The sequence below is a fragment of the Streptomyces altiplanensis genome, assembly GCF_053591575.1.
Map to the genome: position 1 here is coordinate 1 of NZ_JBSFUB010000098.1, position 25,742 is coordinate 25,742.

The 25,742-nt window shown below is 70.9% G+C and carries 27 protein-coding genes and 2 pseudogenes; 18 read left to right on the forward strand and 11 right to left on the reverse strand.

Annotated features, from left to right (window positions below):
* A partial coding sequence (locus ACWD0Y_RS29895) for an ABC transporter ATP-binding protein (RefSeq protein ID WP_450263430.1) occupies positions 1 to 908 on the forward strand: 908 nt, incomplete at its 5' end.
* Entirely contained in the window at positions 905 to 1,780 is an 876-nt protein-coding gene (locus ACWD0Y_RS29900) for an ATP-binding cassette domain-containing protein (RefSeq protein ID WP_450263431.1), read from the forward strand. The genes ACWD0Y_RS29895 and ACWD0Y_RS29900, both read left to right, overlap by 4 nt.
* Positions 1,781 to 1,872: 92 nt before the next feature.
* Here the strand turns inward: ACWD0Y_RS29900 and ACWD0Y_RS29905 are convergent, their stop codons facing one another.
* Both ACWD0Y_RS29905 and ACWD0Y_RS29910 read right to left on the reverse strand, forming a co-directional pair.
* Entirely contained in the window at positions 1,873 to 2,430 is a 558-nt protein-coding gene (locus ACWD0Y_RS29905) for a TetR/AcrR family transcriptional regulator (RefSeq protein ID WP_450263432.1), read from the reverse strand.
* A gap of 26 nt (positions 2,431 to 2,456) precedes the next feature.
* A complete protein-coding gene (locus tag ACWD0Y_RS29910; protein WP_450263433.1) occupies positions 2,457 to 3,035 on the reverse strand; it encodes a sugar O-acetyltransferase in 579 nt (192 codons plus the stop codon).
* A gap of 75 nt (positions 3,036 to 3,110) precedes the next feature.
* On the opposite strand from ACWD0Y_RS29910, the gene ACWD0Y_RS29915 reads away from it, so the two are divergent.
* The 3 genes from ACWD0Y_RS29915 to ACWD0Y_RS29925 all read left to right on the forward strand — a co-directional run bounded on the left by ACWD0Y_RS29915 (position 3,111) and on the right by ACWD0Y_RS29925 (position 6,297).
* Positions 3,111 to 4,328 (forward strand): MFS transporter, encoded by a 1,218-nt coding sequence (locus ACWD0Y_RS29915; protein ID WP_450263434.1) that lies wholly within the window; start codon positions 3,111 to 3,113, stop codon positions 4,326 to 4,328.
* 232 nt (positions 4,329 to 4,560) lie between these two features.
* The gene (locus ACWD0Y_RS29920; RefSeq protein WP_450263435.1) at positions 4,561 to 5,046 is read left to right on the forward strand and encodes a cation:proton antiporter regulatory subunit; all 486 of its coding nucleotides are present in this window, start codon (positions 4,561 to 4,563) and stop codon (positions 5,044 to 5,046) included.
* Positions 5,047 to 5,052: 6 nt separating this feature from the next.
* Complete coding sequence (locus tag ACWD0Y_RS29925; RefSeq protein WP_450263436.1) at positions 5,053 to 6,297, forward strand: cation:proton antiporter; 1,245 nt, start codon at positions 5,053 to 5,055, stop codon at positions 6,295 to 6,297.
* A 59-nt stretch (positions 6,298 to 6,356) separates the two neighbouring features.
* Here ACWD0Y_RS29925 and ACWD0Y_RS29930 read toward each other — a convergent pair.
* Positions 6,357 to 6,647: pseudogene (locus tag ACWD0Y_RS29930) on the reverse strand (enterochelin esterase); the annotation flags it as partial.
* 726 nt (positions 6,648 to 7,373) lie between these two features.
* Between ACWD0Y_RS29930 and ACWD0Y_RS29935 the strand changes: the two are divergent.
* Positions 7,374 to 8,249 (forward strand): SGNH/GDSL hydrolase family protein, encoded by an 876-nt coding sequence (locus ACWD0Y_RS29935; protein WP_450263437.1) that lies wholly within the window; start codon positions 7,374 to 7,376, stop codon positions 8,247 to 8,249.
* 185 nt (positions 8,250 to 8,434) lie between these two features.
* Here ACWD0Y_RS29935 and ACWD0Y_RS29940 read toward each other — a convergent pair whose 3' ends face one another.
* On the reverse strand, positions 8,435 to 9,010 hold the full coding sequence (locus ACWD0Y_RS29940; RefSeq protein ID WP_450263438.1) for an HPP family protein: 576 nt from the start codon (positions 9,008 to 9,010) through the stop codon (positions 8,435 to 8,437).
* Positions 9,011 to 9,379: 369 nt separating this feature from the next.
* On the opposite strand from ACWD0Y_RS29940, the gene ACWD0Y_RS29945 reads away from it, so the two are divergent.
* A complete protein-coding gene (locus ACWD0Y_RS29945) occupies positions 9,380 to 9,751 on the forward strand; it encodes a hypothetical protein (protein WP_450263439.1) in 372 nt (123 codons plus the stop codon).
* Here ACWD0Y_RS29945 and ACWD0Y_RS29950 read toward each other — a convergent pair.
* From ACWD0Y_RS29950 to ACWD0Y_RS29965, 4 genes are all read right to left on the reverse strand, one after another.
* The gene (locus tag ACWD0Y_RS29950) at positions 9,681 to 10,100 is read right to left on the reverse strand and encodes a PPOX class F420-dependent oxidoreductase (protein ID WP_450263440.1); all 420 of its coding nucleotides are present in this window, start codon (positions 10,098 to 10,100) and stop codon (positions 9,681 to 9,683) included. The genes ACWD0Y_RS29945 and ACWD0Y_RS29950 overlap by 71 nt on opposite strands.
* Positions 10,101 to 10,471: 371 nt before the next feature.
* Positions 10,472 to 11,503, reverse strand: a complete 1,032-nt coding sequence (locus ACWD0Y_RS29955) for a hypothetical protein (RefSeq protein WP_450263453.1) — start codon at positions 11,501 to 11,503, stop codon at positions 10,472 to 10,474.
* Between the two features lie 173 nt (positions 11,504 to 11,676).
* Positions 11,677 to 12,288 carry a hypothetical protein gene (locus ACWD0Y_RS29960; protein WP_450263441.1) on the reverse strand — a complete coding sequence of 204 codons (612 nt, stop codon included), beginning with the start codon at positions 12,286 to 12,288 and terminating at the stop codon, positions 11,677 to 11,679.
* 109 nt (positions 12,289 to 12,397) lie between these two features.
* Positions 12,398 to 13,231: a class II glutamine amidotransferase gene (locus tag ACWD0Y_RS29965; RefSeq protein WP_450263454.1), complete on the reverse strand. Its 834-nt coding sequence runs from the start codon at positions 13,229 to 13,231 to the stop codon at positions 12,398 to 12,400.
* Positions 13,232 to 13,546: 315 nt separating this feature from the next.
* Between ACWD0Y_RS29965 and ACWD0Y_RS29970 the strand changes: the two genes are divergently transcribed.
* On the forward strand, positions 13,547 to 14,038 hold the full coding sequence (locus ACWD0Y_RS29970) for a lamin tail domain-containing protein (protein ID WP_093797277.1): 492 nt from the start codon (positions 13,547 to 13,549) through the stop codon (positions 14,036 to 14,038).
* 251 nt (positions 14,039 to 14,289) lie between these two features.
* Complete coding sequence (locus tag ACWD0Y_RS29975; protein WP_450263442.1) at positions 14,290 to 15,090, forward strand: IclR family transcriptional regulator; 801 nt, start codon at positions 14,290 to 14,292, stop codon at positions 15,088 to 15,090.
* A gap of 120 nt (positions 15,091 to 15,210) precedes the next feature.
* Here the strand turns inward: ACWD0Y_RS29975 and hutH are convergent, their stop codons facing one another.
* Positions 15,211 to 16,749 carry a histidine ammonia-lyase gene (hutH, locus tag ACWD0Y_RS29980; RefSeq protein ID WP_450263443.1) on the reverse strand — a complete coding sequence of 513 codons (1,539 nt, stop codon included), beginning with the start codon at positions 16,747 to 16,749 and terminating at the stop codon, positions 15,211 to 15,213.
* A 250-nt stretch (positions 16,750 to 16,999) separates the two neighbouring features.
* On the reverse strand, positions 17,000 to 17,203 hold the full coding sequence (locus ACWD0Y_RS29985; RefSeq protein ID WP_069925601.1) for a cold-shock protein: 204 nt from the start codon (positions 17,201 to 17,203) through the stop codon (positions 17,000 to 17,002).
* Between the two features lie 228 nt (positions 17,204 to 17,431).
* Here ACWD0Y_RS29985 and ACWD0Y_RS29990 point away from each other — a divergent pair, with 228 nt between their 5' ends.
* The 5 genes and pseudogenes from ACWD0Y_RS29990 to ACWD0Y_RS30010 form a co-directional block, all read left to right on the forward strand.
* The gene (locus ACWD0Y_RS29990; RefSeq protein WP_450263444.1) at positions 17,432 to 18,133 is read left to right on the forward strand and encodes an MFS transporter; all 702 of its coding nucleotides are present in this window, start codon (positions 17,432 to 17,434) and stop codon (positions 18,131 to 18,133) included.
* 151 nt (positions 18,134 to 18,284) lie between these two features.
* Positions 18,285 to 18,968 carry a formylglycine-generating enzyme family protein gene (locus tag ACWD0Y_RS29995; protein WP_450263445.1) on the forward strand — a complete coding sequence of 228 codons (684 nt, stop codon included), beginning with the start codon at positions 18,285 to 18,287 and terminating at the stop codon, positions 18,966 to 18,968.
* Positions 18,969 to 19,161: 193 nt separating this feature from the next.
* Positions 19,162 to 19,467, forward strand: coding sequence for a cupin domain-containing protein (locus ACWD0Y_RS30000; RefSeq protein ID WP_450263446.1), 306 nt, complete (start codon positions 19,162 to 19,164; stop codon positions 19,465 to 19,467).
* Positions 19,468 to 19,797: 330 nt separating this feature from the next.
* Positions 19,798 to 21,132, forward strand: a complete 1,335-nt coding sequence (locus ACWD0Y_RS30005) for a phytase (RefSeq protein WP_450263447.1) — start codon at positions 19,798 to 19,800, stop codon at positions 21,130 to 21,132.
* A 124-nt stretch (positions 21,133 to 21,256) separates the two neighbouring features.
* Positions 21,257 to 22,052, forward strand: a pseudogene (locus ACWD0Y_RS30010) (Tn3 family transposase); the annotation flags it as partial.
* 60 nt (positions 22,053 to 22,112) lie between these two features.
* Here ACWD0Y_RS30010 and ACWD0Y_RS30015 read toward each other — a convergent pair.
* Positions 22,113 to 22,766 carry a TetR/AcrR family transcriptional regulator gene (locus ACWD0Y_RS30015; protein WP_450263448.1) on the reverse strand — a complete coding sequence of 218 codons (654 nt, stop codon included), beginning with the start codon at positions 22,764 to 22,766 and terminating at the stop codon, positions 22,113 to 22,115.
* Between the two features lie 130 nt (positions 22,767 to 22,896).
* On the opposite strand from ACWD0Y_RS30015, the gene ACWD0Y_RS30020 reads away from it, so the two are divergent.
* The 4 genes from ACWD0Y_RS30020 to ACWD0Y_RS30035 all read left to right on the forward strand — a co-directional run bounded on the left by ACWD0Y_RS30020 (position 22,897) and on the right by ACWD0Y_RS30035 (position 25,439).
* Positions 22,897 to 23,859 carry an alpha/beta hydrolase gene (locus tag ACWD0Y_RS30020; protein ID WP_450263449.1) on the forward strand — a complete coding sequence of 321 codons (963 nt, stop codon included), beginning with the start codon at positions 22,897 to 22,899 and terminating at the stop codon, positions 23,857 to 23,859.
* Between the two features lie 67 nt (positions 23,860 to 23,926).
* Entirely contained in the window at positions 23,927 to 24,094 is a 168-nt protein-coding gene (locus ACWD0Y_RS30025; RefSeq protein WP_450263450.1) for a hypothetical protein, read from the forward strand.
* 55 nt (positions 24,095 to 24,149) lie between these two features.
* A complete protein-coding gene (locus tag ACWD0Y_RS30030) occupies positions 24,150 to 24,503 on the forward strand; it encodes a hypothetical protein (protein WP_450263451.1) in 354 nt (117 codons plus the stop codon).
* 171 nt (positions 24,504 to 24,674) lie between these two features.
* On the forward strand, positions 24,675 to 25,439 hold the full coding sequence (locus tag ACWD0Y_RS30035) for an NAD(P)-binding domain-containing protein (RefSeq protein WP_450263452.1): 765 nt from the start codon (positions 24,675 to 24,677) through the stop codon (positions 25,437 to 25,439).
* Positions 25,440 to 25,742: the final 303 nt, after the last annotated feature.

Here is a 25,742-nt window from a genome sequence, read left to right on the forward strand (position 1 = left end):
AGAGGCGGCAGGACGCGACAGCGCGGTGGGCGCGCTCGTACCGCACCCTCAGCGGAACGCAGAAGGTCGAGCGGGTGAACCAGCCGGTACGCGGTCTCACCGTCGCCTACACGCAGCCGGACGGCACCGGCAGGGAAGTCGTGCACGGTGTCGACATCGACGTACGCGCCGGTGAAATCGTCGGCCTGGTCGGCGAGTCCGGTTCCGGGAAGACGCAGACCGCCTTCTCCGTCCTCGGCATCCTGCCCGAAGGCGGACGGGTCTGCGGCGGCAGCATCACCGTCAAGGGGCAGGAAGTCGTCGGCCTGCCCGAACGCGCCCACCGGGCGCTGCGGGGCACCACCGTCGCGTACGTCCCGCAGGAACCCATGAGCAACCTCGATCCGGCCTTCACCATCGGCAGCCAGCTCATGGAGCCCATGCGCCACGCTCTCGGCATCTCCCGCAAGGAAGCGGCCCGCCGCGCCGTCGACCTGCTGCGCCTGGTGGAGATCCCCGATCCCGGGCGCGCCTTCGGCCTGTACCCCCACGAGATCTCCGGCGGCATGGCCCAGCGCGTCCTCATCGCCGGCGCGATGTCCTGCGACCCCGAACTCCTCATCGCCGACGAGCCCACCACCGCACTCGACGTACGTGTCCAGGCAGAGGTACTCGACCTGCTGCGCCGTCTGCAGAGGGACCGCGGCCTCGGCGTGCTCCTGGTCACCCACAACCTCGGCGTCGTCGCGGACCTGTGCGACCGTGTCGCCGTGATGAACGCCGGCCGGATCGTGGAGACCGGCACCACCGAGCAGGTGCTCCGTACCCCCCGGGACCCCTACACCCGTACCCTGCTCGGCGCCGTCCTCGACGAGGCCCCGGCGCGCGCCCCCTGGCAGCCCCGAGAGGCGAGGAGCACCACCGCATGACCGTCACCGAAGCCACCGCCCTCCCGGACGCACTGCTCTCCGTGCGAGACCTGCGGGTCTCCTTCCCCGGCAAGGGCTGGCGCGCCCCGCGCACCGAGGTGCTCAAGGGTGTCTCGCTCGACATCCGGCCCGGCGAGACCCTGGGCCTCGTCGGTGAGTCGGGCTCGGGCAAGACCACCATCGGCCGCGCGGTCCTCGGTCTCGTACCGGTCCGGTCGGGAACCGTCACCTTCGCGGGAGAACGCATCGACCAGGCGGGTGTCGCCCGCCGCCGCGGGCTGAGCCGCGACCTCCAGGTCATCTTCCAGGACCCCTACACCTCCCTGAACCCCTCCCTCACCATCGGGGACACCCTGGCCGAGCCCCTGCTCGGCCACGGCGTCAGCGCCAGGGAGGCACGCGGCCGGGTCGGCGACCTGCTCGCCCGCGTCCGCCTTCCCTCCGACGCCGCGGCCCGTCTGCCCCGCGAGTTCTCCGGCGGCCAGCGCCAACGCGTCGCCATCGCCCGCGCGCTGGCCCTGCGGCCCCGGCTCGTCATCTGCGACGAGCCGGTGTCCGCGCTCGACCTCACCACTCAGCGGACCGTCCTCGACCTCCTCCTGGAGATCCAGGAGGAGACCGGTGTCTCCTACCTCTTCGTCACGCACGACCTGTCGGTCGTACGTTTCATGAGCCACCGGGTGGCGGTGATCCGCCACGGGAACATCGTCGAGACGGGCGACGCCCGCACGGTCACGACCGAGCCGCGGCACCCCTACACCCGGGCTCTGATGCTCTCCGCCCCCGTGGCGGACATCGCCGAGCAGCGCCGTCGCAGGGAGACCGCGCGACGCCTCGGCCGGGAGGACCGTTCAGCCGCTGGAGGCGGGTGAGTGGTACGCGCATCCGGTCGGCGCCGGGCCGGTACGGGGAGAACCTGGCCGGCACCTCGGTCAGGTGGGGTGCCGGCCAGGGGCTTCGGGGGTCAGGCGGCCGCGCCGCCGCCCTGCGTGATGCGGGTGATCGCTTCCAGGGTGAGGGCCCGGTCGTGAGGTTCGGTCTCCAGGGCACGGTGGATGGACAGGCCCTCGATGAGCGCGTCGAGCTGACGGGCCGTCGCCGGGTCGAAGTGCCACCGCAGGGCACGGCGGCTGCGGCTCATCCATTCCCGGGTCAGCTCGCGGTAGGCGGGTTTGCGGGCGGCGAGGGTGTACAGCTCGTGGGTGAGGACCAGTTCGCGCTGGTTGCCGCTGGACAGGTGGTGGACCAGGTCGGCGATCGCCTCACGGGCCTCGTCGGGTGTGGTGGCGGCCCCGAGACGCTCCTCGAAGACGGCGACGATGCTGCTGGAGAAGCGGGTGAACGCCTCGCGCAGCAGCTCGTCCATGCTGCCGAAGTGGTACGTCATCGATCCGAGCGGTACTCCGGCGCGGGCGGCGACCTTGCGGTGCGAGGTGCCGGCGACCCCTTCTTCGGCGATCAGGTCGAGCGCGGCGGTGATGATGCGCTCCCGCCGCTCGGGGTCGTTCTGTCCGGTCGCCACGGTGTGCTCCTCCACTGGAACCTGTACTAGATCGAACGGATCACCCGGGCCGGATTGCCCACAGCGACCACATTGGCGGGTACGTCCTTGGTGACGACGGCTCCGGCGCCGATGACGCTGTTGTCCCCGATGGTCACCCCGGCCAGGACGATCGCCCCGCCGCCGAGCCAGACATTGTCGCCGATCACGATCGGCTCGGCCGCCTCCAGTTTGTCCCGGCGCGGTTCCGGATCCACGGGGTGGGTGGGGGTGAGCAGCTGCACGTTCGGGCCGATCTGGCAGTCGCGGCCGATGGTGATGGGGGCCACGTCCAGAGCGGTGAGGCTGTAGTTGATGAACGTGTCCTCGCCGACCGTGATGTACGTGCCGTAGTCGACGAAGAGCGGCGGCCGGATGTGGGCGCCGGCGCCGAGACCGCCGAGGAGCTCGGTGAGGACGGGCCGGGCTGCGTCGGCGTCCTCGGCGTACGCCGCCTGGTACCGGGCGGTCAGGCGCACGGCGCGCTGCTGGGCCTCGGCGATGTCGGGGTCGTCGGCGATGTAGAGGTCTCCGGCGAGCATCCGCTCACGGTTGGTACGGGGGTCTCCCGCGAAGTGGTCCGTCATGCGTACGATCGTACACTCCAAGGCGTACGATCGTACGCTCCTAGCCCTCTATTCGTCTGCCGAGGCCCCGACGCCATGGATTCCGCCACCCGCCGCCGACGCGCCGGACTGTTCCTCTTCATGCTGGCCGCCGGCACCGGCATGGCCTCCTGGGTGGCCCGCACCCCCGCGGTCCGGGACGTGCTGGACGCGTCCACCGGCACGATGGGGCTGGTGCTGTTCGGGCTCTCCACCGGTTCGATGGCCGGGGTCACGGCCTCCGGCCCCCTGGTGCGCCGTTACGGGTGCAAAGTGACGATCGGCGCGGGCGCGGCGCTGATCGTCACCGGTCTCCTGGTCACCGCCGCCGGCACGAGCCTGTCGCTCGCGAGCGGCGTCTTCTGCGGGCTGGCGCTCTTCGGTTGCGGAATGGGGCTGGCCGAGGTCGCGTCCAACATCGAGGGCGCGGCCGTCGAGAGCATCGTCGGCCGCCCCGTCCTGCCGGTACTGCACGGCTGCTTCAGCCTGGGCACGGTGGCCGGGGCGCTGCTGGGCATGGGTCTGACCGCGGCGCGGTTCCCCGTGGGCCCGCACCTGTCGGCCGTCGCGGTGCTCGTCGCCGCCGCCGGCGTCCGGGCCGTGCTGTCGCTCCCGCACGGCGTGGGGAGGGAGGCGGCCGGTGCCGTGGGCGATACGCCCGGACACGGCGGCCTGCGCGGGCAGATACGGGTGTGGCGGGACCGGCGGCTGGTGTTCATCGGAGTGATCGTCCTGGCCATGGCCTTCGCGGAAGGGGCCGCCAACGACTGGCTGCCCCTGCTCATGGTCGACGGCTACCACGTGAGCGCCACCGCCGGTTCGCTGACCTTCCTGGCCTTCGCCTCGTCGATGACGCTCGGCCGATTCGCCGGTGGCCCTCTCCTGGAACGCTTCGGCCGGGTCCGTGTCGTGCGGTTCGGCGCGGTGACCGCCGCGGCCGGGCTGCTGCTGGTGATCGTCTCGCCCAGCCCGCTCGTGGCGGGCGGAGCCACCGTGCTGTGGGGGCTGGGCACCTCGCTCGGGTTCCCGGTCACCCTCTCCGCGGCGGGCGACCATCCGCACGACGCCGCGGCACGGGTCGGCGCCGTCGCCACCGCCGGCTACGTCGCCTTCCTCGTCGGCCCGCCCGCCCTGGGGTTCCTCGCCGACCACATCGGCCTCCGGCTCGCGATGACCGTCGTCCTCGTCCTGCTGATCGCCGCCACCGCGCTCGCCGGAGCACTCGGCACCGCGGACCGGTGCCCGGAGAAGCCGCGCGAACGTGCCCGGCCGTGAAGCCTGCCGGGAATCCGTGACCCCGGAGTCCGGCTGAAGCCCGCACCGGAGAAGCCGCCCGGCAGGCAGGCGTGGGACGCGCGGCGCCTCTTGTCCATCCGTGCCGGCACCCGTATTCCGGTTCTGTTCGCACCTGGCAACATGAGCCTTCGCCGCGCTCGGTCGCCTGTCCGGTCCCGCCGCGCGGCGCACCGCCATTGCCGAGAACGAACAGACAGAGGGGGAACGGGCTGTGCCTGCTCCACGGATGCGTACGACACCGCTGCCCGGAATCGGGGTCCAGTACGACCTCACCACCCGCGAACACCGCCATCTGTCGGTGATCGCGCACCGGGACGGCACCCGGACGGTGAACGTCTACCGGGCCGACGATCCGGATGCGTGTGCGCAGTCACTGCATCTGACGGGTGCGGAGACGGCGTCGCTGATCGACGCGTTGACACCGGCCCATCACAGCCCGAACCTGCTGCACACCACCGATCTGGGCCTGGTCGCCGAGCGGATCGAGCTGTCCGCGCACTCCCACTGGAACGGCCGGGTGCTGGGTGAGACCCGGATGCGCACCGAGACCGGTGTGTCGGTGGTCGCGGTCCTGCGCCGTGCGGAGGCACGCCCCTCACCCGCTCCGGACTTCCGCCTCGCCGGCGGGGACACCCTCATCGTGATCGGCACCCGTGAGGGCGTCGACGCGGCCGCCGCGATACTGGGACGGGATTGATCGCCTGTGCACTCCGCAGTCTTCCTGATCGAGTTCGGCGCGATCATCCTGGGCCTGGGCCTGCTGGGCCGGGTCGCGGGCCGCTTTCACTTCTCCCCCATACCTCTCTACCTGCTGGCCGGACTCGCCTTCGGCACCGGCGGCTTCGTCCCCCTCGGCGCGAGTGAGGAGTTCGTCGCGATCGGCGCCGAGATCGGCGTCATCCTCCTGCTGCTGATGCTGGGGCTGGAGTACACCGCCAGCGACCTCGTCTCCAACCTCAAGACCCAGTACTCCGCCGGGCTGGTCGACTTCGCCCTCAACGCCGTACCCGGCGCCCTGGCCGCGCTGCTGATGGGCTGGGGTCCGGTCGCCGCGGTCGTACTGGCCGGAGTCACCTGGATCTCCTCGTCCGGCGTCATCGCCAAGGTGATGGGAGACCTGGGCCGGCTCGGCAACCGCGAGACCCCGGTGATCCTCAGCATCCTGGTCCTCGAAGACCTGGCCATGGCCGTGTACCTGCCCATCATCACCGCCCTGCTGGCCGGGGTGAGTCTGGCCGCCGGCAGCGTGACGCTGGCCATCGCCCTGGGCGTCGCCGGCGCGGTGCTGTTCGTCGCCGTCCGCTACGGCCGGCTGATCTCGCGCTTCGTCTCCAGCGACGACCCGGAGAAGCTGCTGCTGGTCGTCCTCGGCCTGACCCTGCTGGTCGCCGGGATCGCGCAGCAGCTCCAGGTGTCGGCCGCGGTCGGTGCGTTCCTGGTCGGCATCGCCCTGTCCGGCGAGGTCGCCGAAGGCGCCCATACGCTGCTGAGTCCGCTGCGGGACCTGTTCGCGGCGGTGTTCTTCGTCTTCTTCGGCCTGCACACCGACCCCGCGAGCATCCCGCCGGTGCTGCTGCCCGCGCTCGCGCTCGCAGTGGTGACCGCGTGCACGAAGATCGCCACCGGCTACTGGGCTGCGAAGCGGGCCGGCGTCGGGGTCAAGGGGCGCTGGCGCGCGGGCGGCACGCTGGTCGCCCGCGGTGAGTTCTCCATCGTCATCGCCGGCCTCGCGGTGACCGCCGGGATCGAGCCCGCCATGGGACCGCTGGCCACCGCCTACGTCCTCATCCTGGTCGTGATCGGTCCGCTCACCGCCCGCTACACCGAACCCCTGGCAGTCTGGATCACCCGTCGCCGCACCCCGGAAAAGCCCCGCCTGTCCGGGGTGCCGTTGCCGACGAGGTCCCCGGAGGCGGTCCAGGACCAGGACCCGGCCGGCCGCGCGTGACCGAGGTCGCCGGGGCGGCGCGCAGCGGCACGGTGTGCGTGCCGGTGAGCGCCGCCCCGGCCGTCCGCCAGTTCCGTGCGCCGGCACAGGCAGTCATGACCACCGTCGAACTCGCGGTGGGCAGCATCGTCGTAACCGGCGGCGACGAGGACCTCGCGAAGGCACCGGGCCGCGGGAAGGGCCACCCATTCGTGTTCTCCGAAGGAGAGCCTGAAACGCACCGGCAGGCGCGGTTCTTCGGCGATGCGGCCGGTGAGCCACTCCGCCTGCGGCCCGTTGGGCCACCAGAACGAGCCCGACCGGGCGAGGGCCCCGCCGAAGCGGTGGGGCTCCGAGAGCGCGACGCAGGCGAGCTGCGCCCACCGTGTGGCGGCGTCCGAGGATCATCCTGGCTCGCTCCACCCTGCGCGACTGGAACGCCTTTCCGTACAGGGCGGTTCAGGGCACTGTCTCCCTGGCGGCAGCACGCCCCGCTCCCGCGGGAGGCCGGCGACGTCGGGGACCTGTTGCCGGGTCTCGGTATCCCGGCAGCGGCGGTTGGCGTATCGGCGCACTGATACGTCCAGTTCCTGAACAGTTCTCGCGGGGCTCGATCCGGCGCGCTCGATCCGGCGCTCAGGCTGTCGGCCAGCAGCCGCAGTTCGCCCCCTGGCCGTCACCGACTCCGGGCCCGCCGACACGACCCATGACTCGTCACCCTGGCCGCGGAGCAGTGCCACCGTATCGAACCGTGCTTCTCCGCAAGCGTGGTGAAGCACCGTGAAGCGCTGTGCCGCCCTGCCGGTCCGGCGCACTGACAGGAGTTCGGGGCGCCGAGCCGGGAACGCCCCCACGCGGCCGGGCCCGGCCCGGAAATTTGAACGCGGACTGAACAATCTGCTGCCGGACGTCTTGACTGCCCGTCACTCCGGCCACATATTACGTGCCAGTACAACTGGCCAGTAACTGCGCGCAGTGCCCTCACACCTTCGACGGCAGGCGAACGGGACCGCCTTGCCGCCGGTCTCGTACGCCTTCCGGCCTTTCCCGGCGGCAGAAGGCGTCCACTCCTTCTCTTCGCCATGAGAGGCAGCGCCATGCGATCAGTCTCATCGAGCCGCCGCACCCGCACCCTTCTCGCCGCCACCGCAGCCGTCCTGGCCACCACGACGGCCCTCGGCGCGAGCCCCGCCCTTGCCGCGGAAGCCCCGGTCGACCGCTATGTCGCTCTGGGGGACTCCTACGCCTCGGGAGCCGGCGTTCCGGACCAGGTCGACTCCGCCTGCACACGCTCCAACCGCAACTACCCCGCCCTGGTCAACGCCGCGCTCGCGCCCACCGCCCACAAGGACGTCACCTGCGGAGGCGCCACCACCGTGCACATGACCTCGGCGCAGAACAGTTCCGCACCACCGCAGTTCGACGCGCTGAGCGCCGACACCGGCCTGGTCACCCTGACCATCGGCGGCAACGACATCGGCTTCGCCAACATCATCCTGCGCTGCGTGAGCCTCGGAGTGTTCAATCCCGTCGGCTCGCCCTGCAAGAACAGCTACACCTGGACCGGCACCGACCAGCTCGCCTCCACCATCAACGCCACCGCGCCCAAGGTCGCCGCCGCCATCGACGGCATCCGCCAGCGCGCCCCCCGGGCCAGGATCCTGGTCACCGGCTACCCCGCGATCCTTCCCGACGACGGCAGCAACTGCCCCTCGGTCGTCTCGATAGCCAAGGGCGACGCCCCCTGGCTGAGAGACACCCACAAGCGTCTCAACACCATGATCGCCAGTCAGGCCGCCGCGCACGGCGCCCAGTACGTCGACACCTACACCAAGTCCGTCGGCCACGACATCTGCAAGCCGGCCAAAACCCGCTGGATGGAGCCTCTCTTCACCAGCGCCGCCGCACCGTTCCACCCCAACGCGGCCGGTGAGCGGGCGATGGCCGACGCCGTCCTCACCGCCGCCCGCTGATCGGCTCTCACCCCCATGGCCCGGTGCGGCAACACAGGCCGACGCGCCGTACCGGGGCCACGGCCGCACCGACTGCCGGTGCCGCTGAGCCGGTCCGTACGCCCTGGTGACGGGGGCGGCATGCCTCCCTGCGCCGAGAGACCGCACACAGGGAAGTGAGGTCCTCGCCCCCACCTGGTCGGCGGTCACCACCAGTAGGCGGGGTACCTCGGCGCCGTGCGGCGGATGCGGGAGGCGGCGTATTCCGTCAGGACGAGAAGGACGGTGGCCCCGAGCAGGAGGGGGACGAACCGGGCGGGCGCGGGAGTCTGGAGCACGATGACGACGGCAGTGGCACAGGCGGGTGAGTGCGGGGTACGGGCGGCCATCATCAGGGCCAGCGTTACACCGGCCGCCACGGCGGCGGCCCATGCGCTGCTGCCCGCTGCGGCCAGGACGCCGTAGCCGACGGCGGCGCCGAGCAGGTGGCCGACGACCACGCTGCGGGGCTGGGCCAGCGGCAGGGTGGGGGCACTGTGCACGAGGGCCGCGCTGGCGGCCAGCGGCGGTATCAGGACCGGTTCGTGGATCATCGCGCCGATCGCGACGAGTCCCAGCAGGACGGCTGTCGCGGCGCTGACGCTGTGGAAGGCGGCCCCGGGGGTGGGCCGGGCCGGAGCCCGCCCGGCCGCCTTGCGCCGGCGGGGCGCCTCGATGGCGGTTTGGGCGGGTTCGGGGACGGCTTGGGCGGGTTCGGGACGCGGGGCGGTGCCGATGCTCATGTGAGGTGTTTCCGGGAGAGGCGGCCGGGGGCCGGGCAGGGGCAGAGCGGAGGACGGGGGAAGACGGGCTGTGCGGAGTGCTGTGATCGACAGTCTGCCCGCCTCTGCGCCCGCGTCCTGGTTCGGCCGGCGCAATCGCACACGACCTTATCGCTCAGGTTTGCGACGGAATGATTCGGGTCGGCCGAGCCGCTTGCCGGAGCAGCGCATGGGCCGCCGCCGGGCCGGACGGAGCCCCCGGCACCGCTCACGCCCGGGGCGCCCCGGGCTGCGTCCGTACCGCCCCGGCCACCGTGCTCGTCACCGTCGGGGCAACATCCCGGCCGTGCCCCGCGAACGCCGCACCGCCACGACACCTACGCGATCGGCATGACCCTCACGGGCGTACAGACGTTTCACCACCGCGGTGAGCAGCGGCACTGCCTGCCCGGTGAGAGGCACGTCCTCCACCCCGACGAGCTCCGTGACGGGGCGGCCGTAGGCGTACTCCTGCCCGCGCCGGCTCCGGAGACCGCCGAGCGGACCACCGCTCCCAGCAACTCCCGTCAGGGCTGCGGCGGGTGGAACGCCTCCTGCGCCCACCGCTGCCGCCCCTTCGCGACCGTGCCCGCGAGCGGAATCCTCTTCGAGGACGGCCCCCGGGCACGGTCGCGGTCAGGCCGGGCAAGCATCAACCGGGCTGGTCGCTGTCCTTCAAGGTGCCCCATCCGTGCCAGCGGTCGATCTCGATCCACGCGCTGACCCGGCGGCGGTCCCGCTGTGCGTACGGCTTGCCGAGGTAGTGCTGGGACAACCGGTCGGCGTCGGCCAGCCCCTCGTCCTCGCTGAGTTCGGTGACGCGCCCGACGATGCTGATGTGCGTGTACCAGTTGCCCTCGTCGAGCACGGTGAGCGACACCCGCGGGTCGTTGCGCACATACTCCAGGCGCTTGCGTCCCTCGTCCATGTTGACCAGTACCCGGCCGTCCTCCCAGAGGTACCAGGTGGCCGTGGACACCGGCTGGCCGTCCGGGCGCAGAGTCGTGACAACGGCCGGATTGGCCTTCGTCAACATCGCGACTGCCTCTTCGGGAAGCGGTGGTTTCGACATGGGACATCCTCCGTCATGTGCTGCTGCGAGCCGTGGCCACCCTCGCACGCGCAACGGGTCGAGCGCTTCGGCGCAGTGTCGTTGCGGGGCCGCCCACCCGGTTGGGGGAAGGCGCCCACCGGTACGCGTGCTTCTGGAAAGACATGCGCCGGACAATGCGGATGAGGTCCACAACAGCTGCCCGAACGGATCGCACGAGCCGTCGCGCGATGTCTGCTGGATGCCCCCGCGGATGCCCCGGCGGTTTCGCCGCAATGTCATGCCATCGCCGCACGACGGCGTGGTGATGGGCTGCGTGGTGATGGGCTCCTTCACCTCCGGGCAGTGACGCCGGTCCCGTACCAGATCCCGATCCGCCAGGGAACCGGACGTCATCCCTGGGCGGTTTCCGAGAAACCCTCTTCCGCGAAAATCTCTTCCGAGACTCCCTGGAAGAAGCCCTCCGCCAGCTCGTCCAGCTTCACCTCGGTGGCTCCGGCCGGAGCCGTGGCCTTTTCGCCCCTGCCCATCCGCAGCACCAGCGCGAACTTCTCGACCTTCGCGTTCTCCGCCAGCTCGGCCAGGTCCACGGACACCTCGGTCAGCGCCCCGTTCCTGAGCGTGAAGTCGGCTGTGACCTTCTTGTCCGGCGCCTCCTTGAGGTCCTCGGCCGTGGGGAGCCCGGCACCCGACGGCAGTTCTTCCGCCAGCGGGCGGATCTCGTCGAACAGCTCGGTCAGCAGAGCGCGGAAGGGGGCGGTGGCCATGATGTGCTCGGTGCCGCCCTCCCCCTCGGAGGTCTTGAAGTCGACCTCCCGGGCGATGACCTCCCGGAGCGTCTTCATGAGCTTCTTCTGCACCTTCGCGTCGAGCGTGGGCTCCGCCGAGGGCTTCCCGCCTTCCGGCGCCCGCATCTCCTCCATCTCGTCGCGGGTCTTCTTCAATTCCTCCGTCGCGACCTTGACCCACTGACCACTGAGCATCTCCTTGAACGCACCGGCGCTCTCGGGCAGTTCTCCTGCGGACGGCAGGGGGATGCCCGTCATCTTCGCGAAGGCGTCCACATCGGCACGGAAGTAGGTGTACTCGCCGACCATCCGGTACTCGAACAAGTCACCGCCGGGACCGCTGAACTTGACGGCCATGCCGGTGAAGTCCTTGTCGTCGGACTCGTCGAACGGCTTCTTGGACCGCATGGAGACGGAGATCCGCGCGCCGCTGAACAACTCGGCCATCTCGTCCGGCATTTCCTCGCCGGGCTCCGCCTCGGCGTCAAGCGCCTTCAGCGTCTTCGCGTCGGCGTCCAGGTCCAGCTCGAAGGAGAGCGAGTGCTCCTTGCCGAGCTTGTCGAAGGCCCGGTCGAGCTTCTGCCCGGCGGACAGGTTCTCCACCGTGCCGCAGGCGGTGGAGCCGGCCAGGACCACGGTGGCGACGGCGGTGGCGGTCAGGGCCTTGCGTATCGCGGAAATGACGGTCTCCTCACGGGTGCGACCACGCGGGCGGTCACGTGGGCAGTCACGGAGAAGACCGGTGGAGTCCTCATAAGGTTGCACGTCATACATAGCTGTCGCGGGACGGGCAGCCGGACGCCGCCGGTTCAGCGGCACGGGCCGGCGAATTCCCGCAAGGTCCGCTCGTACCGGCCGTCGAAGCCCACTCGGGTGATGTCCTTGAGACGGAACTTCGTCGCGTCGGTGGCCCATCGCGCCCCTGGGTCGACTTCTCGCAACCGCAGCGATTTGGGCCGCAGGCCCGTCACCGTGCCGATCCAGCAGGCGTCCGGTACGTGCCGTTCGGCATGCAGCGAAATGAGGCCGAAGTCGCGGCAGGCGGCCTCCACCAGGGCGGGCAGGTCGTCCAGTGGGACCGCGTGACCGGGCATACGCACCGGCCACTGCCCCCGGCGGCGCAGTGCTCTGACGGTCAGGCTTGTTCCGTCACCCCGCCGACGGACCCTGGTGATGTCCGAGGTCCGGACCGCCGCCCAGCCGTCGAGCTGAACGTCCGTGCAGGGCGCCAGCAGGGTCCAGGCGGGGGTCGTGCCGACGACGAAGCCCTCGATCCGGTCCGCGGAACGGATCGACCGGTGGACGCGCACCAGGTCGCCCCTGCCGACCGCCCGGTCGAGCCGACGCAGGACGCGGTCGTGGTCGTGGTCGTCGTCCGTGGCGTCCTGCTGTGTCGCCTTCACGTTCTGCTTCTTCGTCATACCCGGATCCTGCACGGTTCGGGCAGGCCGGGTCATCCGGGTTTCGCCTGCACCGCCATGGCCCGGGGCGCGCGGGACTCGGCGGACCGTACCTGCCGGGCCACACCTGTCACACGGGCTGTGGCGCGAAGGGCAGCAGCTCGTCCTCACCCGGCTGGACGGCGATGCAGCTGTTCTCGGGAAGTTCGTTCCAGACCCCCGGAAGATCACCCAACGGCTCGGAGACGATGAGGCGGGTCTCGTCGGAGACCCCCTGCAGGAAAGCCAGGTCGGGGTGGAGAGCCCGCACGGCCTCCACCCTGCTGCTGACGAACAGCGACCGCGACGCCTCCTGGCTCGAGTACCGGAAAGCCCACAGCCGCTCACTGTCGGTCACCGCGATGGTCATCTGGAGGGGAAACTCCACGCCGTGCTCAAGAGCCAGCGTTTCGACCAGCCCGGCCATACGGGCGACGGCACCCGGGGCGTCCTGGTCCAGGCCCAGGGTGACCGCCAGGTAGAACATCACTTCCGAATCCGTCGACCCCTCCAGCGAGGAGAACAGCGCGGGATCGATGGCCATACAGAGGTCGCGCCTGATCCGGTGGAAGTCGGTGATCGCACCGTTGTGCATCCACATCCACCGGCCGTGGCGGAAGGGGTGGCAGTTCGACTGCTGCACGGCCGTGCCGGTCGAGGCGCGGACGTGGGCGAAGAACAGCGATGAGCGGACATGGTCCGCGATCTCCTGCAGGTTGCGGTTGTTCCAGGCAGGGCCGGTGTCCCGGACGATGGCCGGTGTGGCCGCGTCGGGCCCGTACCAGCCGATGCCGAACCCGTCGCCGTTGGTCGTCTCGACCCCCATCCGCGAATGGAGACTCTGGTCGATCAGGGAGTGGGCGGGCTTGTACAGAATGTCGCCGAGCAGGACAGGGGTTCCGGAGTAGGCGAGCCATCGGCACATGAAGAGCAGTCCCTTCCCGGTCGACACCCGCGCGGTCCCCGCCGGCCGCGGCGCCTGTCGTACGGCGCCGGACAGGTGTCCCGACCGGCTTGACGGCATGCTGCCGGTCGAGGCAGCTTCCCCGGCCGGGTGCCCCGCATCACCGGCCGAAAACAGCCGGCCGGATCACCCGCCGCGCGGTGACGCCCCGGGCGCGCGGTACGCCGTCGCGCTGCGCCGCTGAGGTCCGGGACGGAAACGTAGGAAGTTCAACCAGTTGCTCATGGTGTCTGTAAGCTTCTGCCGCTCATCAGCACTATCGAGGGGGGACCTCTCTTGCGTAAGCACCCTGTCATCGCGGTGTCCATAGCGGCCGGCGCACTGGCCGTCCTTGCCGCCACCCCGGCCCAGGCCGCCGAGTACTCCTCGGCGCTGAAGGTCCGCGGAGTCCAGTACGACGCACCCGGCCGGGACTCCAACAGCTGCTCCTCCGGCAACACCGACGAGGAATACCTGACGGTCAAGAACTACTCGTCCTCGGCGACTGTGAACCTCAAGGGTTACGTCGTCAAGGACGCCACCGGCAACCGCTTCGCGTTCACCGCCAACCACTACCTGCAGCCCGGCGACTACGTGAAGCTCCGGGGCGGCAACGGCACCGACTCCGACGCCAACAACGTGGTCTACCGCGACAACTGCAACTTCCTGTGGAACAACGACCGCGACACGATCTACCTGTACAAGCCCTCCGGCAGCCGCGCGGACGTCCACTCCTACAGCAAGAGCGGCAACGACCGCGACGGCAACGGCTACATCACCTTCCACTGACCGATCCCGATGCGTACGGGCCCCGTCTCCCCGGTGGGGAGGCGGGGCCCGCCCGGGACAAGCACCACGGCGAAACGCGCGCAGCCCCGCCCGCCGGCCGGCCGGAGCGCTCACCGGAGAACGCTGCGGCTCCGTCGGGACCTCCAGGCCATGTGTGTGCGGTCGGTGCCGTCGGCTGTATGGCGCCCCGTATCCCGGACGACGGTCGAGCGGTACGCGATCAGACCGCCCGGCGGACGTAATCTCACGCTATGTCCTCTGTTCCAGCTGCCGCTCAGGTGCTGGCCGTTCTCCGTTATCTCGCAGGCCAGGCCGGCCCCGTGCCGGCTGCGGCGATCAGCCGTGATGTCCGGCTGCCCCGGTCGACGACGTACCACCTGCTCGACACCCTCGCGCGCGAGGGGTTCGTTGTGCACCTGCCGGAGGAACGGCGCTACGGCCTGGGGGTCAGCGCTTTCGAGCTGGCGTCCGGCTACAGCCGCCAGGCACCGTTCCAGCGCCTCGCGCGGGTGCCGCTGGCGAAACTCGTCGACAGCACGGGGCACAACGCCCATCTCGCCGTGCTGCACGGCCGGGAGGTCATCTACGTCATCGAGGAACGGGCGCCGGGACGGGCGCCCCTGGTGACAGAGGTCGGTGTCCGGCTGCCGGCGCACCTGACCGCCAGCGGCCGGGCGGTGCTGGCGCGCCTGCCGCAGGCACAGGTACGAGCGCTGTTCCCGGACTCTTCGGCCTTCGTGCTGCGCAACGAGGCCGGACCGGAATCGTTGACCGCGCTCCGTCATCTCCTCGTGGAGGTACGCCGGCGCGGGTACGCCACGGAGGACGGCGAGGTGACGGCGGGCTTCTCGTCCGTGGCGGCCGCTGTTCTCGATCACACCGCACACCCGGTCGCCGGCGTGGCGGTCACCTTCCCGGCCCAGGAGGTCGGGCCCGGGCAGCAGCAGCGGATCGCCGCGCAGGTGACCCGTACCGCGAATCAGCTGAGCCGTCGTATCGGCGGAGTGGCCGACGCGCCGCACGGTGCGGGCGCAGGGGCCCGGGCGTCGTAGGGCCCGAGGAACCGGCGCCCCGTTCCGGCGCGGCGGTTGTGCGGGGCGTCCGGAGCGAACGGCCTTCCGCCGCCGGCCGAGGCCGGCGGCGGAGAGCGGGGAAGGGCCGGGGCCGGGTTCTCAGCGAAGCGGTCCGGTGACGCCTTCGGCGGCTGCGAGAGCCTGGCCACGGGCCACGTACTGCACGGCTGCCTCGATCTCGGGAGCGAGGTACCTGTCGGGGCCGGGGCCCGGTGCGTGGCGGCGCAGGTCGGCCAGGACGGCCGCCGTCGCGGGGGCGGGTCCGAGAGGTGCGCGCAGGTCGAGGGCGCGGGCCGCGGTGAGGAGCTCGACCGCCACCACCCGCGTCAGCCCGTCGAGGGCGCGACGCAACTTGCGGGCGGCTGCCCAGCCCATGGAGACGTGGTCCTCCTGCATGGCGCTGGAGGGGATGGAGTCGACCGAGGCGGGTGCGGCGAGGCGCTTGAGCTCGGAGACGATCCCGGCCTGCGTGTACTGGGCGATCATGTGGCCGGAGTCCACTCCGGGGTCGTCGGCGAGGAAGGCGTTCAGCCCGTGGTTACGGGCGACGTCGAGGAAGCGGTCGGTGCGGCGTTCGCTGACCGAGGCGACGTCGGCGACGGAGATGGCCAGGAAGTCCAGGACACAGGCCACGGGCGCGCCGTGGAAGTTGCCGTTGGACTCGACGCGGCCGTCCGGCGTGACCACCGGGTTGTCGACAGCGCTGGCGAGTTCACGGCCGGCGACCGTCTCGGCGTGTGCCAGGGTGTCGCGGGCGGCGCCGTGCACCTGCGGTGTGCAGCGCAGCGAGTAGGCGTCCTGGACCCGGGTGCACTCGGGACCGCGGTGGCTCGCCACGATTCCCGAACCGTTCAGGAGGGCACGGAGGTTGGCCGCGCTCGCGTCCTGGCCGGGGTGCGGGCGCAGGGCCTGGAGGTCGGCGGCGAAGACCGCGTCGGTGCCGAGCTGCGCCTCGACGCTCATGGCGGCGGCGATGTCGGCGGTGCGCAGCAGCAGGTGCAGGTCGTGGGCGGCCATCACGAGCTGGCCGAGCATGCCGTCGGTGCCGTTGATGAGGGCCAGGCCCTCCTTCTCGTGCAGGGTGACGGGCGCGATCCCGGCGGCGGCGAGGGCGTCCGCTGCGGACATGAGGTCGCCGCGGGCGTCGCGTACCTGGCCCTCGCCCATGACGGCCAGGGCACAGTGGGCGAGCGGGGCGAGGTCGCCGGAACAGCCGAGGGAACCGTATTCGTGGACGACCGGTGTGATGCCGGCGTTGAGCAGGGCCGCGTAGGCCTGGGCGGTCTCGGGACGCACACCGGTGCGGCCGGTCGCCAGGGTCGACAGCCGCAGCAGCATCAGGGCCCGTACGACCTCTCGCTCGACCTCGGGTCCGGAACCGGCCGCGTGCGAGCGGACCAGGCTCCGCTGGAGCTGGGCGCGCAGCTCGGCCGGTATGTGGCGGGTGGCCAGGGCGCCGAAGCCGGTGGAGACGCCGTAGTGCGGTACGACGTCGCCGGCGAGGTTCTCGACCACCTTGCGGCTCTGCGAGATCTCGCCCAGAGCCTCGTGCGTGAGCGTCACGCGGGCTCCGTGACGGGCGACGGACACGACATCGGCGACGGAGAGGGGGCCGACCCCTACGAAGGTTTCGTTCATGACTCCATCAAGCCGGAATCCGGGGCTCCGCCGTCAGTGGCCGCGCGGCGTTACTGTCTGGGATCCCAGACACTCGCCCGGCCGCTCGCGGTGACCATGAACGACGGCGTCGCCCTCTGCGTCGACTGCGGCCCCACCCGCATCGGGCGCCGTGGGGACCCGAGTGAGCGGCGGCCTCGCTCTTTGCCCCAGCGGACGCACCAGGCCCCCGGAGCATGCGCTCCGGGGGCCTGGTGTGCCTGACGCCGGATCAGGCGAGGGTGATGTTCTCCGCCTGCGGGCCCTTCTGGCCCTGCGTGACGTCGAAGGTGACCGTCTGGCCTTCCTGGAGCTCACGGAAGCCGGAGGAGTTGATGTTGGAGTAGTGCGCGAAGACGTCCGGTCCGCCGCCGTCCTGGGAGATGAAGCCGAAGCCCTTTTCGGAGTTGAACCACTTGACGGTTCCGCTGGCCATGCTGGTGCCTCTCAGTCGATATCGGATCCGCACCGCGCGGACCCGGAGGTGATCGCCCTGGTCCTCAGGCACTGCACAGCGAAACGCCCACGCCGGAGCGCGGGCAGGTACTGCGAACCACGACATCTGACAGCAACGCTACACGGCGGAACTGTCCCTCACCAGAGAGCAACGGCCAATTGGTGCTCTTCGACATCGTCTCCCTGCCCGATGCACCCGAATACCCGAATGCCGGCCGAGGAGACTCGGCTCTGCCGCGCGCGGGGCACTGCCGGGGAGCCCGGATCCGGGAGGAAGCAGGCGACACCGTTCGTCGCCGTCGTCCGCGACGCCTGGAAGACCTGGCAGCTCGCCTCCGGTGCCTTCCTCGTCACCGTCGGCGGTTGCTACGTCGTCGGCACCTTCATGTCGACGTACGCCCTCACCGGGCTCGGCTTCACCGACGCGCAGGCGGCGGGCGCCGGCACGGCCGCAGCCGTCGTGGTCATCGTGTGCACCCCGCTCGCCGCCCTCGCGGCCGACCGCTTCGGACTCCGCAGAGTGACACTCACCGGCATCCTGCTCCACCCGGTCGTCGCCTTCCCGATGTTCTGGCTCGTCGGCACTCGCTCGGTGACCGGGCTGTGGCTGGCCATGTGTCTGCCGATGCTCGCCGGCACCATCGCGTACGCCTCGATCGGCACGCTCGTCTCCGGCTGGTTCGCACCCCGCGTCCGCCATACGGGTCCGTCCATGAGCTTCCAGACGGCCGGCCTCCTCGGCACCCTGGCGCCGGCCGCGGTGACCTGGCTGTTCAGTGCCTCCGGGGCCCCCGTCGCCGTCGCCTTCGCCTTCGCCGTCGCCTTCGCGGCCATGGCACTGGTCAGCGCGGCCTGCCTGATCGCCTGCGACCCGGAACGAGCCGCCGGGAAGGACTCGGTCGCAGGTTGACCTGCTGACGCGGCCGGCTGCCCGGCAGCCGTTCTCCCGGCCGCCGGCTGCGGAACCGGCGTACTCCCAGGGGGCGTTCACACCCCGGGCCTCCCCCGTATCGTGGGCGTGCGACGACCTCGTGGTCGCTCCGGACAGAGAGGCCCACCGCATGCACCCACCCGCCGACGCCCTGACGGCCCCCTCGATGGTTCATCTCCCCGGTGGCACCGTGGACCTCCGGGACGACCGGCGCGGCACCCGCTGGCAGGCCGAGATCGCGCCTTTCCTGCTCGGCCGGTATCCCGTCACGGCGGGCCTCCACCGGGCCGTCACGGGGGCGGATCTCCCTCCCTCTGCAAGCGGAGCCTCACCCCTGACGAACATCAGCTGGCTCGACGCGATCGACGTGTGCAACCGGATCTCGGTCCGGTCCGGACTGGACCAGGCGTACTCCCGCGACGCACAGAGCGGGGAAGTGACCTGCGACTGGGCGTCCGACGGCTATCGCCTGCCGACCGAGGCGGAGTGGCAGTACGCCTGCAAGGCGGGTACCAGCGGGTACCGGTACGGGGAGATCGACGACATCGCCTGGTACGCGGACAACTCCGGAGGCAAGGTCCACGACGTCGGCGGCAAGGCACCCAATCCGTGGGGACTGCACGACATGCTGGGCAACGTCTGGGAGTGGTGCTGGGATCTCTACGACGAGGAGGTCTACGGCTCCTACCGCATCTTCCGCGGTGGGGGCTGGGCCGAGTCGACGCGGGGCTGCGGTGCCTCCGTGCGCCGCCGCAGTCACCCCTCGTTCGCAATCGACGACCTCGGCTTCCGGCTCGCCCGGACCGTGTCCTGAGGCCCGGCGCCCCACCCGGACCTGCCGCGGGTCTGGAACCGTTCCGTCGTGATGTCACGAGCCGTCGCGGCGGGAGGTTTTACCGAACGGTCGACCACTCCCTGTCCCTGCTCGGACAGCTTCCAGACATCCATGGACCGCGATGTACGGGCTTCTCTCCGCACGGCTGGAGAAGCCCGCGGAGAGGCATGTCATGAGTCCGGTCAACGTGTTCGAGACCGCGGCCGCGCTGCCGGACGCCTGGCGCTCCCGTCCGCTGGGCCGGGCGGGGACGGCCTGCGTGAAGGTCCTGCGCATGGACGAGCTGCCGGTCGCGGAGGAGACGCACGGCACCGCCGAGCTGCTGTTCGTGCTCAACGGCCGGCTGGAGCCGGCCGTTGACGGCACCGTGGTGCCGGTGGCGCCGGGCGAGATGCACCTGGTGCCGGCAGGCGCCCGGCATGCTGTCCGGCCGGGGAGCCTGGGCACCCTGGTGATCGTGGAAGAACCCGAAGAATGAGGTCCGCCCGGGCTGCAAGGACTGTCAGGGCGCCAGAGCTGCCAGGGCTGCCAGGGCTGCCAGGGCTGGACATCAGGTCCATCGTCCGGTGACGGAAGCGGCCCGGGCGGGTGCGTCGACCACGACCGTCCCACCGGGCCCGAACCGGGCCCGCCCCGGGCCGGTATCGGCCCGAACCGCCCACCCCCGCGTTCGGTCGGCCGGACAGGTGACGACGGGGCGGCTTGTTCATGCCTCGCACACCGGAACGTCTCCTTCCCATGTCCTGCGGTCAAGCTGGCCGTTCGATGCTCACGCTGCGCTTGCCATGTTCTCGACATTGACATTGAGATGGACATTGAGAGGCTCTTCGTGACCAGACACCACGCCCTCCGCTCGACCGCTCTCGCACTGAGCACCGCCCTGGCAGCACTCGCCCTGGCCGCACCCGCCGAGGCGTACGGGCCTGCGGCCGACCCGCTGCCCGCCGTCACCCCCCGTGCCGAGACCCCGGCGCTCTACGACGACGAGGCGGGCGGCAACGCCGACGCGGACGACCCGGCGATCTGGCGCAACGCGAGCGACCCCGACCGCAGCCTGGTCATCGCCACCGCCAAGGAGGCCGGCCTGCGGGTGTACGACCTCGACGCGCGCCAGGTGCAGGCGATCCAGCCCCCCTCGTCGGCCGATCCGGACGACGCTCCGGGCCGGTTCAACAACGTCGACCTCGTGAGCGGCCTTCGCCTGTCCTCCGGGCGCGCCGACGTCGCCGTCACCAGCGACCGCGGCAACGACCGGCTGCGGATCTACCGCATCGACCGCGACCACCCCGGCGGCCCGCTCACCGACATCACCGACCCGGCCGCCGCCCCGGTCTTCTCCAGCGGGCAGGACGAGATCAACGACCAGCAGACGGCGTACGGTCTGGCCACCTGGACCGACCGCACGACCGGGCGCTCCTACGCGCTGGTCAGCCGTCGTGAACGCACCAGCATCGCCCTGCTGGAGCTCACCGCCGCCACGGGCGGCAAGGTCGGCTACCGCAAGGTCCGCACGCTCGACCTGCCGTCCGCCTTCCGCCTCCCGAACGGTGCCACCTGGTCCCCGTGCGCCGAGCCGGGCGAACTCCCCCAGGTCGAGGGCATGGTCGTCGACCCGGCCAACGGCATGCTGTACGCCGGTCAGGAGGACGTCGGCATCTGGCGCCTGCGTGCCGACCTCACGGCCGCCCCGCAACTCGTCGACAAGGTCCGCGAGTACGGCGTCCCGGGCGTGTACGACGAGGAGACCGAGGAGTGCGCAGCAGGCGCCGACCCCGGCTTCGGCGGCTCCCGGATCTCGGCCGACGTGGAGGGCCTGACGCTGCTGACCGAGTCCGACGGCGACGGATACGTCCTCTCGTCGAGCCAGGGGGACAACACCTTCGCCCTGTACGACCGTGAGCTCGAGGACGACAACGAGTACGAGGGCGGCTTCCGCGTCACCTCCGCCTCGCAGACCCTCGACGGCTCGGAGGAGTGCGACGGCGCGGCCGTACTCAACGCCCCGCTCGGCACCAAGTACCCGCGCGGCCTTCTCGTCGTGCAGGACGGCCACAACACCTCGGCCGACGGCGAGGGCGACCGGGAGTCCACCGGCTTCAAGTTCGTGGACCTCGGCGGGCTGATGGACCGTATCGACGACTGACCACGTCCTCACTGCCCACGGGGTGCGCCGGGTGCGGGAACCGCCCGGCGCACCCCGCGGTCGTCCACCGGTGGACGCGGGCGCGATCGCTGCCCGGGGACCTCGTCGCGCTGCTGGACGTGCCGGGGTGAAGCCGGAGAAGATCGCCACCGACAACGCCTCGTACTCCGACACGGCGTTCGGGCTGTTCACGATGCCGGGCCACAACCTCTCGCCGTGCTTCAAAGACCTGTGGCGACCAGCGGTTCTGGCGGGCGGAGCTGCCCGGTGCGGAGACCGGCGGCTACGGGCCGCTGGAGGACCCGGCCCACAGCAAGGTGAACCTGAACAAGGTCACCGCGCACTGGCCGGACATGCTGCGGGGCACCGGCTCGCTGGTGACCGGACAGGTCCGCGCCTACGCCCTGCTGCGGATGTTCGGCCGCGAGGGACGGCCTACGCCTTTGAGGCAGGCGTTCGCCGAGTACGGGCGGATCGCCGAGACCCTGCACCTGCTTCGCGTGGTCGACCCGGTCGATGACACCTACCGTCGGCAGATGAACCGGCAGCCCACCGTCCAGGAGTCGCGGCACAAGCTCGCCCGCGACATCTGCCACGGCAAGCGCGGACAGATCATGCAGGCGTACAGGACGGGGCAGGAGGGCCGGCTCGGCGCGCTCGGCCTGGTCCTCAATGCTGCGGTGCTCTGGACCACCCGCTCCCTGGGCGCCTCCGTCGACCACTCGCGGAGCCTTCCTGCACACGAGCGGAAGCACGAGGTCCTGGTCGAGGACGTGTCCCGTGTCTCCCCATCGAAGCACGCCAACCTCAACTGTCTGGGTCGCTGCAGCTTCGCCGCCCGGCCGCCGCGCGAAGGGTTGCACCCCCTGCGCGACCCGGCGACCGTCCGTCTTGACGAGGACGACGGTGCCGAGGATTGACGCGCAAGCCGCGGGAAGCCGCAGTTCGAGCGGGCCGCTGCGCGTCGGCGATCCGACACGTCAGGGGATCTGTGCCTCGATGTGGGCGAGTTGGGCGGCGAGGATCTCTTCGAATGCGGCGCGACGGTCTGCTCCGAGGGGGCGGATGTCGCGGGCGAAGTGGGACAGGGCGGGGAAGCGTTCGGGGTCGGCGCCGAGCACCGCGACGCGGAACTGCTCCATGCCCTGTTCGTACTCCTTGGGAGTGAGGGTGCCGATCCCGGCCTCGGAGGCGATCAGCGAGGCGATGAGGATCACGATGCGGTGGTAGCGCGCCGGGACCTCCTCGTCGGGCAGGCCGGACGCGCGTAGGGCCTGCAGCAGCGCCTCCATGACCAAACGGGATCCCGTGCCGCCGGAGCCAAAGCGTCCCCATACCCCGGCGAGCTGCAGCTGCTCGCCGAAGGCCTCACGCAGGCGCAGGGCCAGGGCGGTGATGCGCTGCTTCCAGTCGCCCTTTGGGCGGTAGCCGTCCATGGCGGTCAGCAGGACCCGGTCGGCAACTGCGCGAAGCAGTTCGGTCTTGTTACGGAAGTGCCGGTAGAGGCTGGAGGAGTCGGTCCCGAGCACTGCTGCGAGTTTGCGCACGCTGAACGACTCGGCGTCGCTCGTGCGCAGCAGTTCCGCCGCCGTGTCCAGGATCTCCTCGGTCGACCATCGCCTTCGGCCAGTCATCTCGCCCCTCTCGTCCAGCCTGAGTCTAAACCATGCACTTGATGATGCACGCAGCGCGTGCATCATGAGGGCAACGCACTTTCAACCGCGAGGACACACCCGGCACTTGGCCGGGAGGGGAGAAGGGCACATGAGCGAGACCACTGCCGTGACACGGCCGCCGGAGCCGGACTTCTCGGCGATCACGACCGAGGAACTGCTCGCCTACCGCGACGCGGAGAACCGCTTCCGGGCCTCCAGCGCGGCGCGGGCGATCCTCGGAGAGCCGGACCCCGGCGCCGCGATCGACTGGCAGGAGATCGCGCTGCCCGGCCGCGACCTACCGGTCCGGGTCTACCGGCCGACGCGGACGGGAGACAATGAAGCCGCAGCCCGAACCGACCTGCCACTCGTGGTCCATGTCCACGGGGGCGGCTTCGTGGGCACGGCGGTGCAGTGCGACTGGACCAACAGCCGTCTCGCCGCCCGACTGCCCGCCCTCGTCGTCTCGGTCGAGCACCGCCTCCTCGCCCCCGGCAGCCCGCTCGCGAACGCCGCCGACGACGGCTGGGACGTGTTCGACCACGTGGTGCGGCACACCGTGCAGTGGGGCGTCGACCCGGCGCGCACGGCCGTGTTCGGCGAGAGCTGCGGCGCGCTGATCAGCGCCCTGACTGCCATCCGGACCCGGGAGGCCGGCCAGGAACTCAAGGCGCAGGTACTGGTCAACCCCGCAGTCGACGTGACCAAGACGATGTTCGACTACGCCTCGATCGCGGAGTACGCGTACGCCCCGACCCGGGCCCTGCCGCTACTGCGGTTCTTGCAGCAGCTCGCCGTCCCGCCGGGAACCGACGCCGGCGCAGTCTCGCCGCTGTACGCGGACGACCTGAGCGGGCTCGCCCCGGCGCTCGTGGTGGTGCCCACCCAGGACGCGCTCGCCGACCACGGCCGCCGTTACGCCGAGCGGCTGCGCGCGGCAGGGACGCCCGTGCGGCTTTCCGAATACCCGGGCGCGAAGCACGCGTTCCTCACCTTGCCCGGCGTCGAACCACAGGCCGAGGCCGCCCAGGCGCAGATCCTCCAGTTCCTCCGCGCGGCCCTGGCAAAGTGACGGAGGGGCAATGCACCCCACCCTTGGATCCGACGGCCCAGCGGTCTCCCGACTCGGCCTCGGCCGCTTGAGCCCGACCTGCAGCTCCCCTCGCCCCCGCCTGCGCGACAACCTGGCCGCCCTCGATCCGCACCGGACCGCCATCGACCTCGGCGGCATCGACGCCGCCGTTCCCGGCACCGGAGCCCGGGGGGCCCGGTACGGCAGCCACGGTATCGCCCCGGTCGACCGATGACGAAGGAAGCACCCTGATGACGAAGCCATCCCATGCATGAGGGGCATTCGCAGCGATGCACGCGGGCCTAGCGCTCACCGCCCTTGCCACGATCGCCACGTACGTCGACCGCAGCACCACCCATCTGCTGGCCGACCACATCCGGGCCGGCTGTCCCAACTGCTCCCAGGCGCCGGTCGACTCGGCCGTCACCGCCTACCTGGTCGTGTTGTCCGTCATCGGAGCGCTCGGCGTCCTCGCGTGGCTCACGACGGGTTGGGCTGTCAAGGCAGGCAAGCCGTGGGCCCGCCCCGCCGCGACCGTGAAGCTCATGATCGGCACCAGCGTCGCACTGACCGGGCTGCTCATCAAGGACACCTCCGGCGCGACCGGACTGCCACCGGCGCTGGGCTGGGCCGGGCCGGAATGATTCCCTGCCTGGCAGGCGTCGTCGCGGTCACACTGCTGTGGAGAAGACCGCGACTGACAGGACGCCGGCTTCATACGACTCCGCGCATGAGGAGCCGACGGCAACCATCGCGACCGCACAGACCCGCACCACCACAGGTCACGGGCACCGCAAACCATGGAGGAAGACACCATGCAGCGCATCGGCATCATCGGAGTGGGCGAGATCGGCCGGGCCGTCGTCGAAGGCCTGCGCAACGAGGGCGGTGCGTCGCCGGAGGTCTTCCTCTCTCCCCGGGGGGCCCGCACCGCCGCCGTACTGTCCGAGCGCTTCGAGGGCGTCCAGGTGTGCGCCGACAACCAGGAGGTGGTGGACCGCTCCGAACTGGTGATCATCGCCGTACGCCGCCAGGATCACCACGAGGCCCTCGCCGGGCTGACGGTGGATGACGACAAGACCGTGGTCAACGTGATGGCCGGCATCGCCACCGACGACCTGCGCCGGACCCTGGCCACCGGCGCCCCGATCGTCCGGGCCATCCCGCTGCCCGCGGTGCGCGAGCGCCGCTCCGTCACCGTGACCTGCCCCACGCACCCGGCGGTGGACTCCTTCTTCGAACAGCTGGGCGGAGCGCTCCCCGTCGCGGACGAGGGCACCTTCAACGTCTTCTCCGCACTGACCGGGACGCTCACCGCCCACTACACCTACCTCGCCACGCTCACCTCGTGGGCTGCCGGCCACGGCATCTCCTCCGACGCCGCCGAGCGGTATGTGCGCGGCCTCTTCCAGAACGTCGGCCGTTCCCTGGACGACGAGACCCGCCCTCTGCACCAACTCGCCACCGACCACGAGACGCCCAAAGGGAACAACGAGCGCATCCGCACCACCTGGTTCGATCCGGCCAACGCAGCAGCCCTCACAAGGGCCCTGGATGGCCTCCTCGCCGATCTGAAGTGAGAGCGTCCGGCTGGGACGTGCCTCCAAGGCCGGGAGCGGCGACTCCACTGCGCGTCTCTCGCAAACGGCCCTTTGCCCGAACAAGATCAAAGATGAGCTCACACCGGAGGAAGCCAACCTCCGGCAGCGTCTCCGGGACCAGGTCCTCCAGCTCACCGAGACCGAGCAGCCAGCAAGATCAATCCCTTAGCGCCAACGGCTGTTCCGCTGTTCCAAGCGCCGCCAATTGCATCGGATGCGAACTGGCGACAGTTGATGTGTCGGCACCAGCAAGGGTGGACGACGCCTCGCTGAACAGGGACG

What these genes read in the sequence shown, in the direction of transcription:
- ACWD0Y_RS30030 (WP_450263451.1), top strand. Translation starts at nt 24,150, where the DNA reads ATGCACGCGGGCCTAGCGCTCACCGCCCTTGCCACGATCGCCACGTAC.
- hutH (WP_450263443.1), bottom strand. Translation starts at nt 16,749, where the DNA reads ATGAACGAAACCTTCGTAGGGGTCGGCCCCCTCTCCGTCGCCGATGTC.
- ACWD0Y_RS29935 (WP_450263437.1), top strand. Translation starts at nt 7,374, where the DNA reads ATGCGATCAGTCTCATCGAGCCGCCGCACCCGCACCCTTCTCGCCGCC.
- ACWD0Y_RS30015 (WP_450263448.1), bottom strand. Translation starts at nt 22,766, where the DNA reads ATGACTGGCCGAAGGCGATGGTCGACCGAGGAGATCCTGGACACGGCG.
- ACWD0Y_RS30020 (WP_450263449.1), top strand. Translation starts at nt 22,897, where the DNA reads ATGAGCGAGACCACTGCCGTGACACGGCCGCCGGAGCCGGACTTCTCG.
- ACWD0Y_RS29975 (WP_450263442.1), top strand. Translation starts at nt 14,290, where the DNA reads ATGTCCTCTGTTCCAGCTGCCGCTCAGGTGCTGGCCGTTCTCCGTTAT.
- ACWD0Y_RS29900 (WP_450263431.1), top strand. Translation starts at nt 905, where the DNA reads ATGACCGTCACCGAAGCCACCGCCCTCCCGGACGCACTGCTCTCCGTG.
- ACWD0Y_RS29910 (WP_450263433.1), bottom strand. Translation starts at nt 3,035, where the DNA reads ATGACGGACCACTTCGCGGGAGACCCCCGTACCAACCGTGAGCGGATG.
- ACWD0Y_RS29940 (WP_450263438.1), bottom strand. Translation starts at nt 9,010, where the DNA reads ATGAGCATCGGCACCGCCCCGCGTCCCGAACCCGCCCAAGCCGTCCCC.
- ACWD0Y_RS29945 (WP_450263439.1), top strand. Translation starts at nt 9,380, where the DNA reads ATGACCCTCACGGGCGTACAGACGTTTCACCACCGCGGTGAGCAGCGG.
- ACWD0Y_RS29960 (WP_450263441.1), bottom strand. Translation starts at nt 12,288, where the DNA reads ATGACGAAGAAGCAGAACGTGAAGGCGACACAGCAGGACGCCACGGAC.
- ACWD0Y_RS29965 (WP_450263454.1), bottom strand. Translation starts at nt 13,231, where the DNA reads ATGTGCCGATGGCTCGCCTACTCCGGAACCCCTGTCCTGCTCGGCGAC.
- ACWD0Y_RS29915 (WP_450263434.1), top strand. Translation starts at nt 3,111, where the DNA reads ATGGATTCCGCCACCCGCCGCCGACGCGCCGGACTGTTCCTCTTCATG.
- ACWD0Y_RS30005 (WP_450263447.1), top strand. Translation starts at nt 19,798, where the DNA reads ATGGACATTGAGAGGCTCTTCGTGACCAGACACCACGCCCTCCGCTCG.
- ACWD0Y_RS30000 (WP_450263446.1), top strand. Translation starts at nt 19,162, where the DNA reads ATGAGTCCGGTCAACGTGTTCGAGACCGCGGCCGCGCTGCCGGACGCC.
- ACWD0Y_RS29985 (WP_069925601.1), bottom strand. Translation starts at nt 17,203, where the DNA reads ATGGCCAGCGGAACCGTCAAGTGGTTCAACTCCGAAAAGGGCTTCGGC.
- ACWD0Y_RS29990 (WP_450263444.1), top strand. Translation starts at nt 17,432, where the DNA reads ATGCCGGCCGAGGAGACTCGGCTCTGCCGCGCGCGGGGCACTGCCGGG.
- ACWD0Y_RS30035 (WP_450263452.1), top strand. Translation starts at nt 24,675, where the DNA reads ATGCAGCGCATCGGCATCATCGGAGTGGGCGAGATCGGCCGGGCCGTC.
- ACWD0Y_RS29995 (WP_450263445.1), top strand. Translation starts at nt 18,285, where the DNA reads ATGCACCCACCCGCCGACGCCCTGACGGCCCCCTCGATGGTTCATCTC.
- ACWD0Y_RS29950 (WP_450263440.1), bottom strand. Translation starts at nt 10,100, where the DNA reads ATGTCGAAACCACCGCTTCCCGAAGAGGCAGTCGCGATGTTGACGAAG.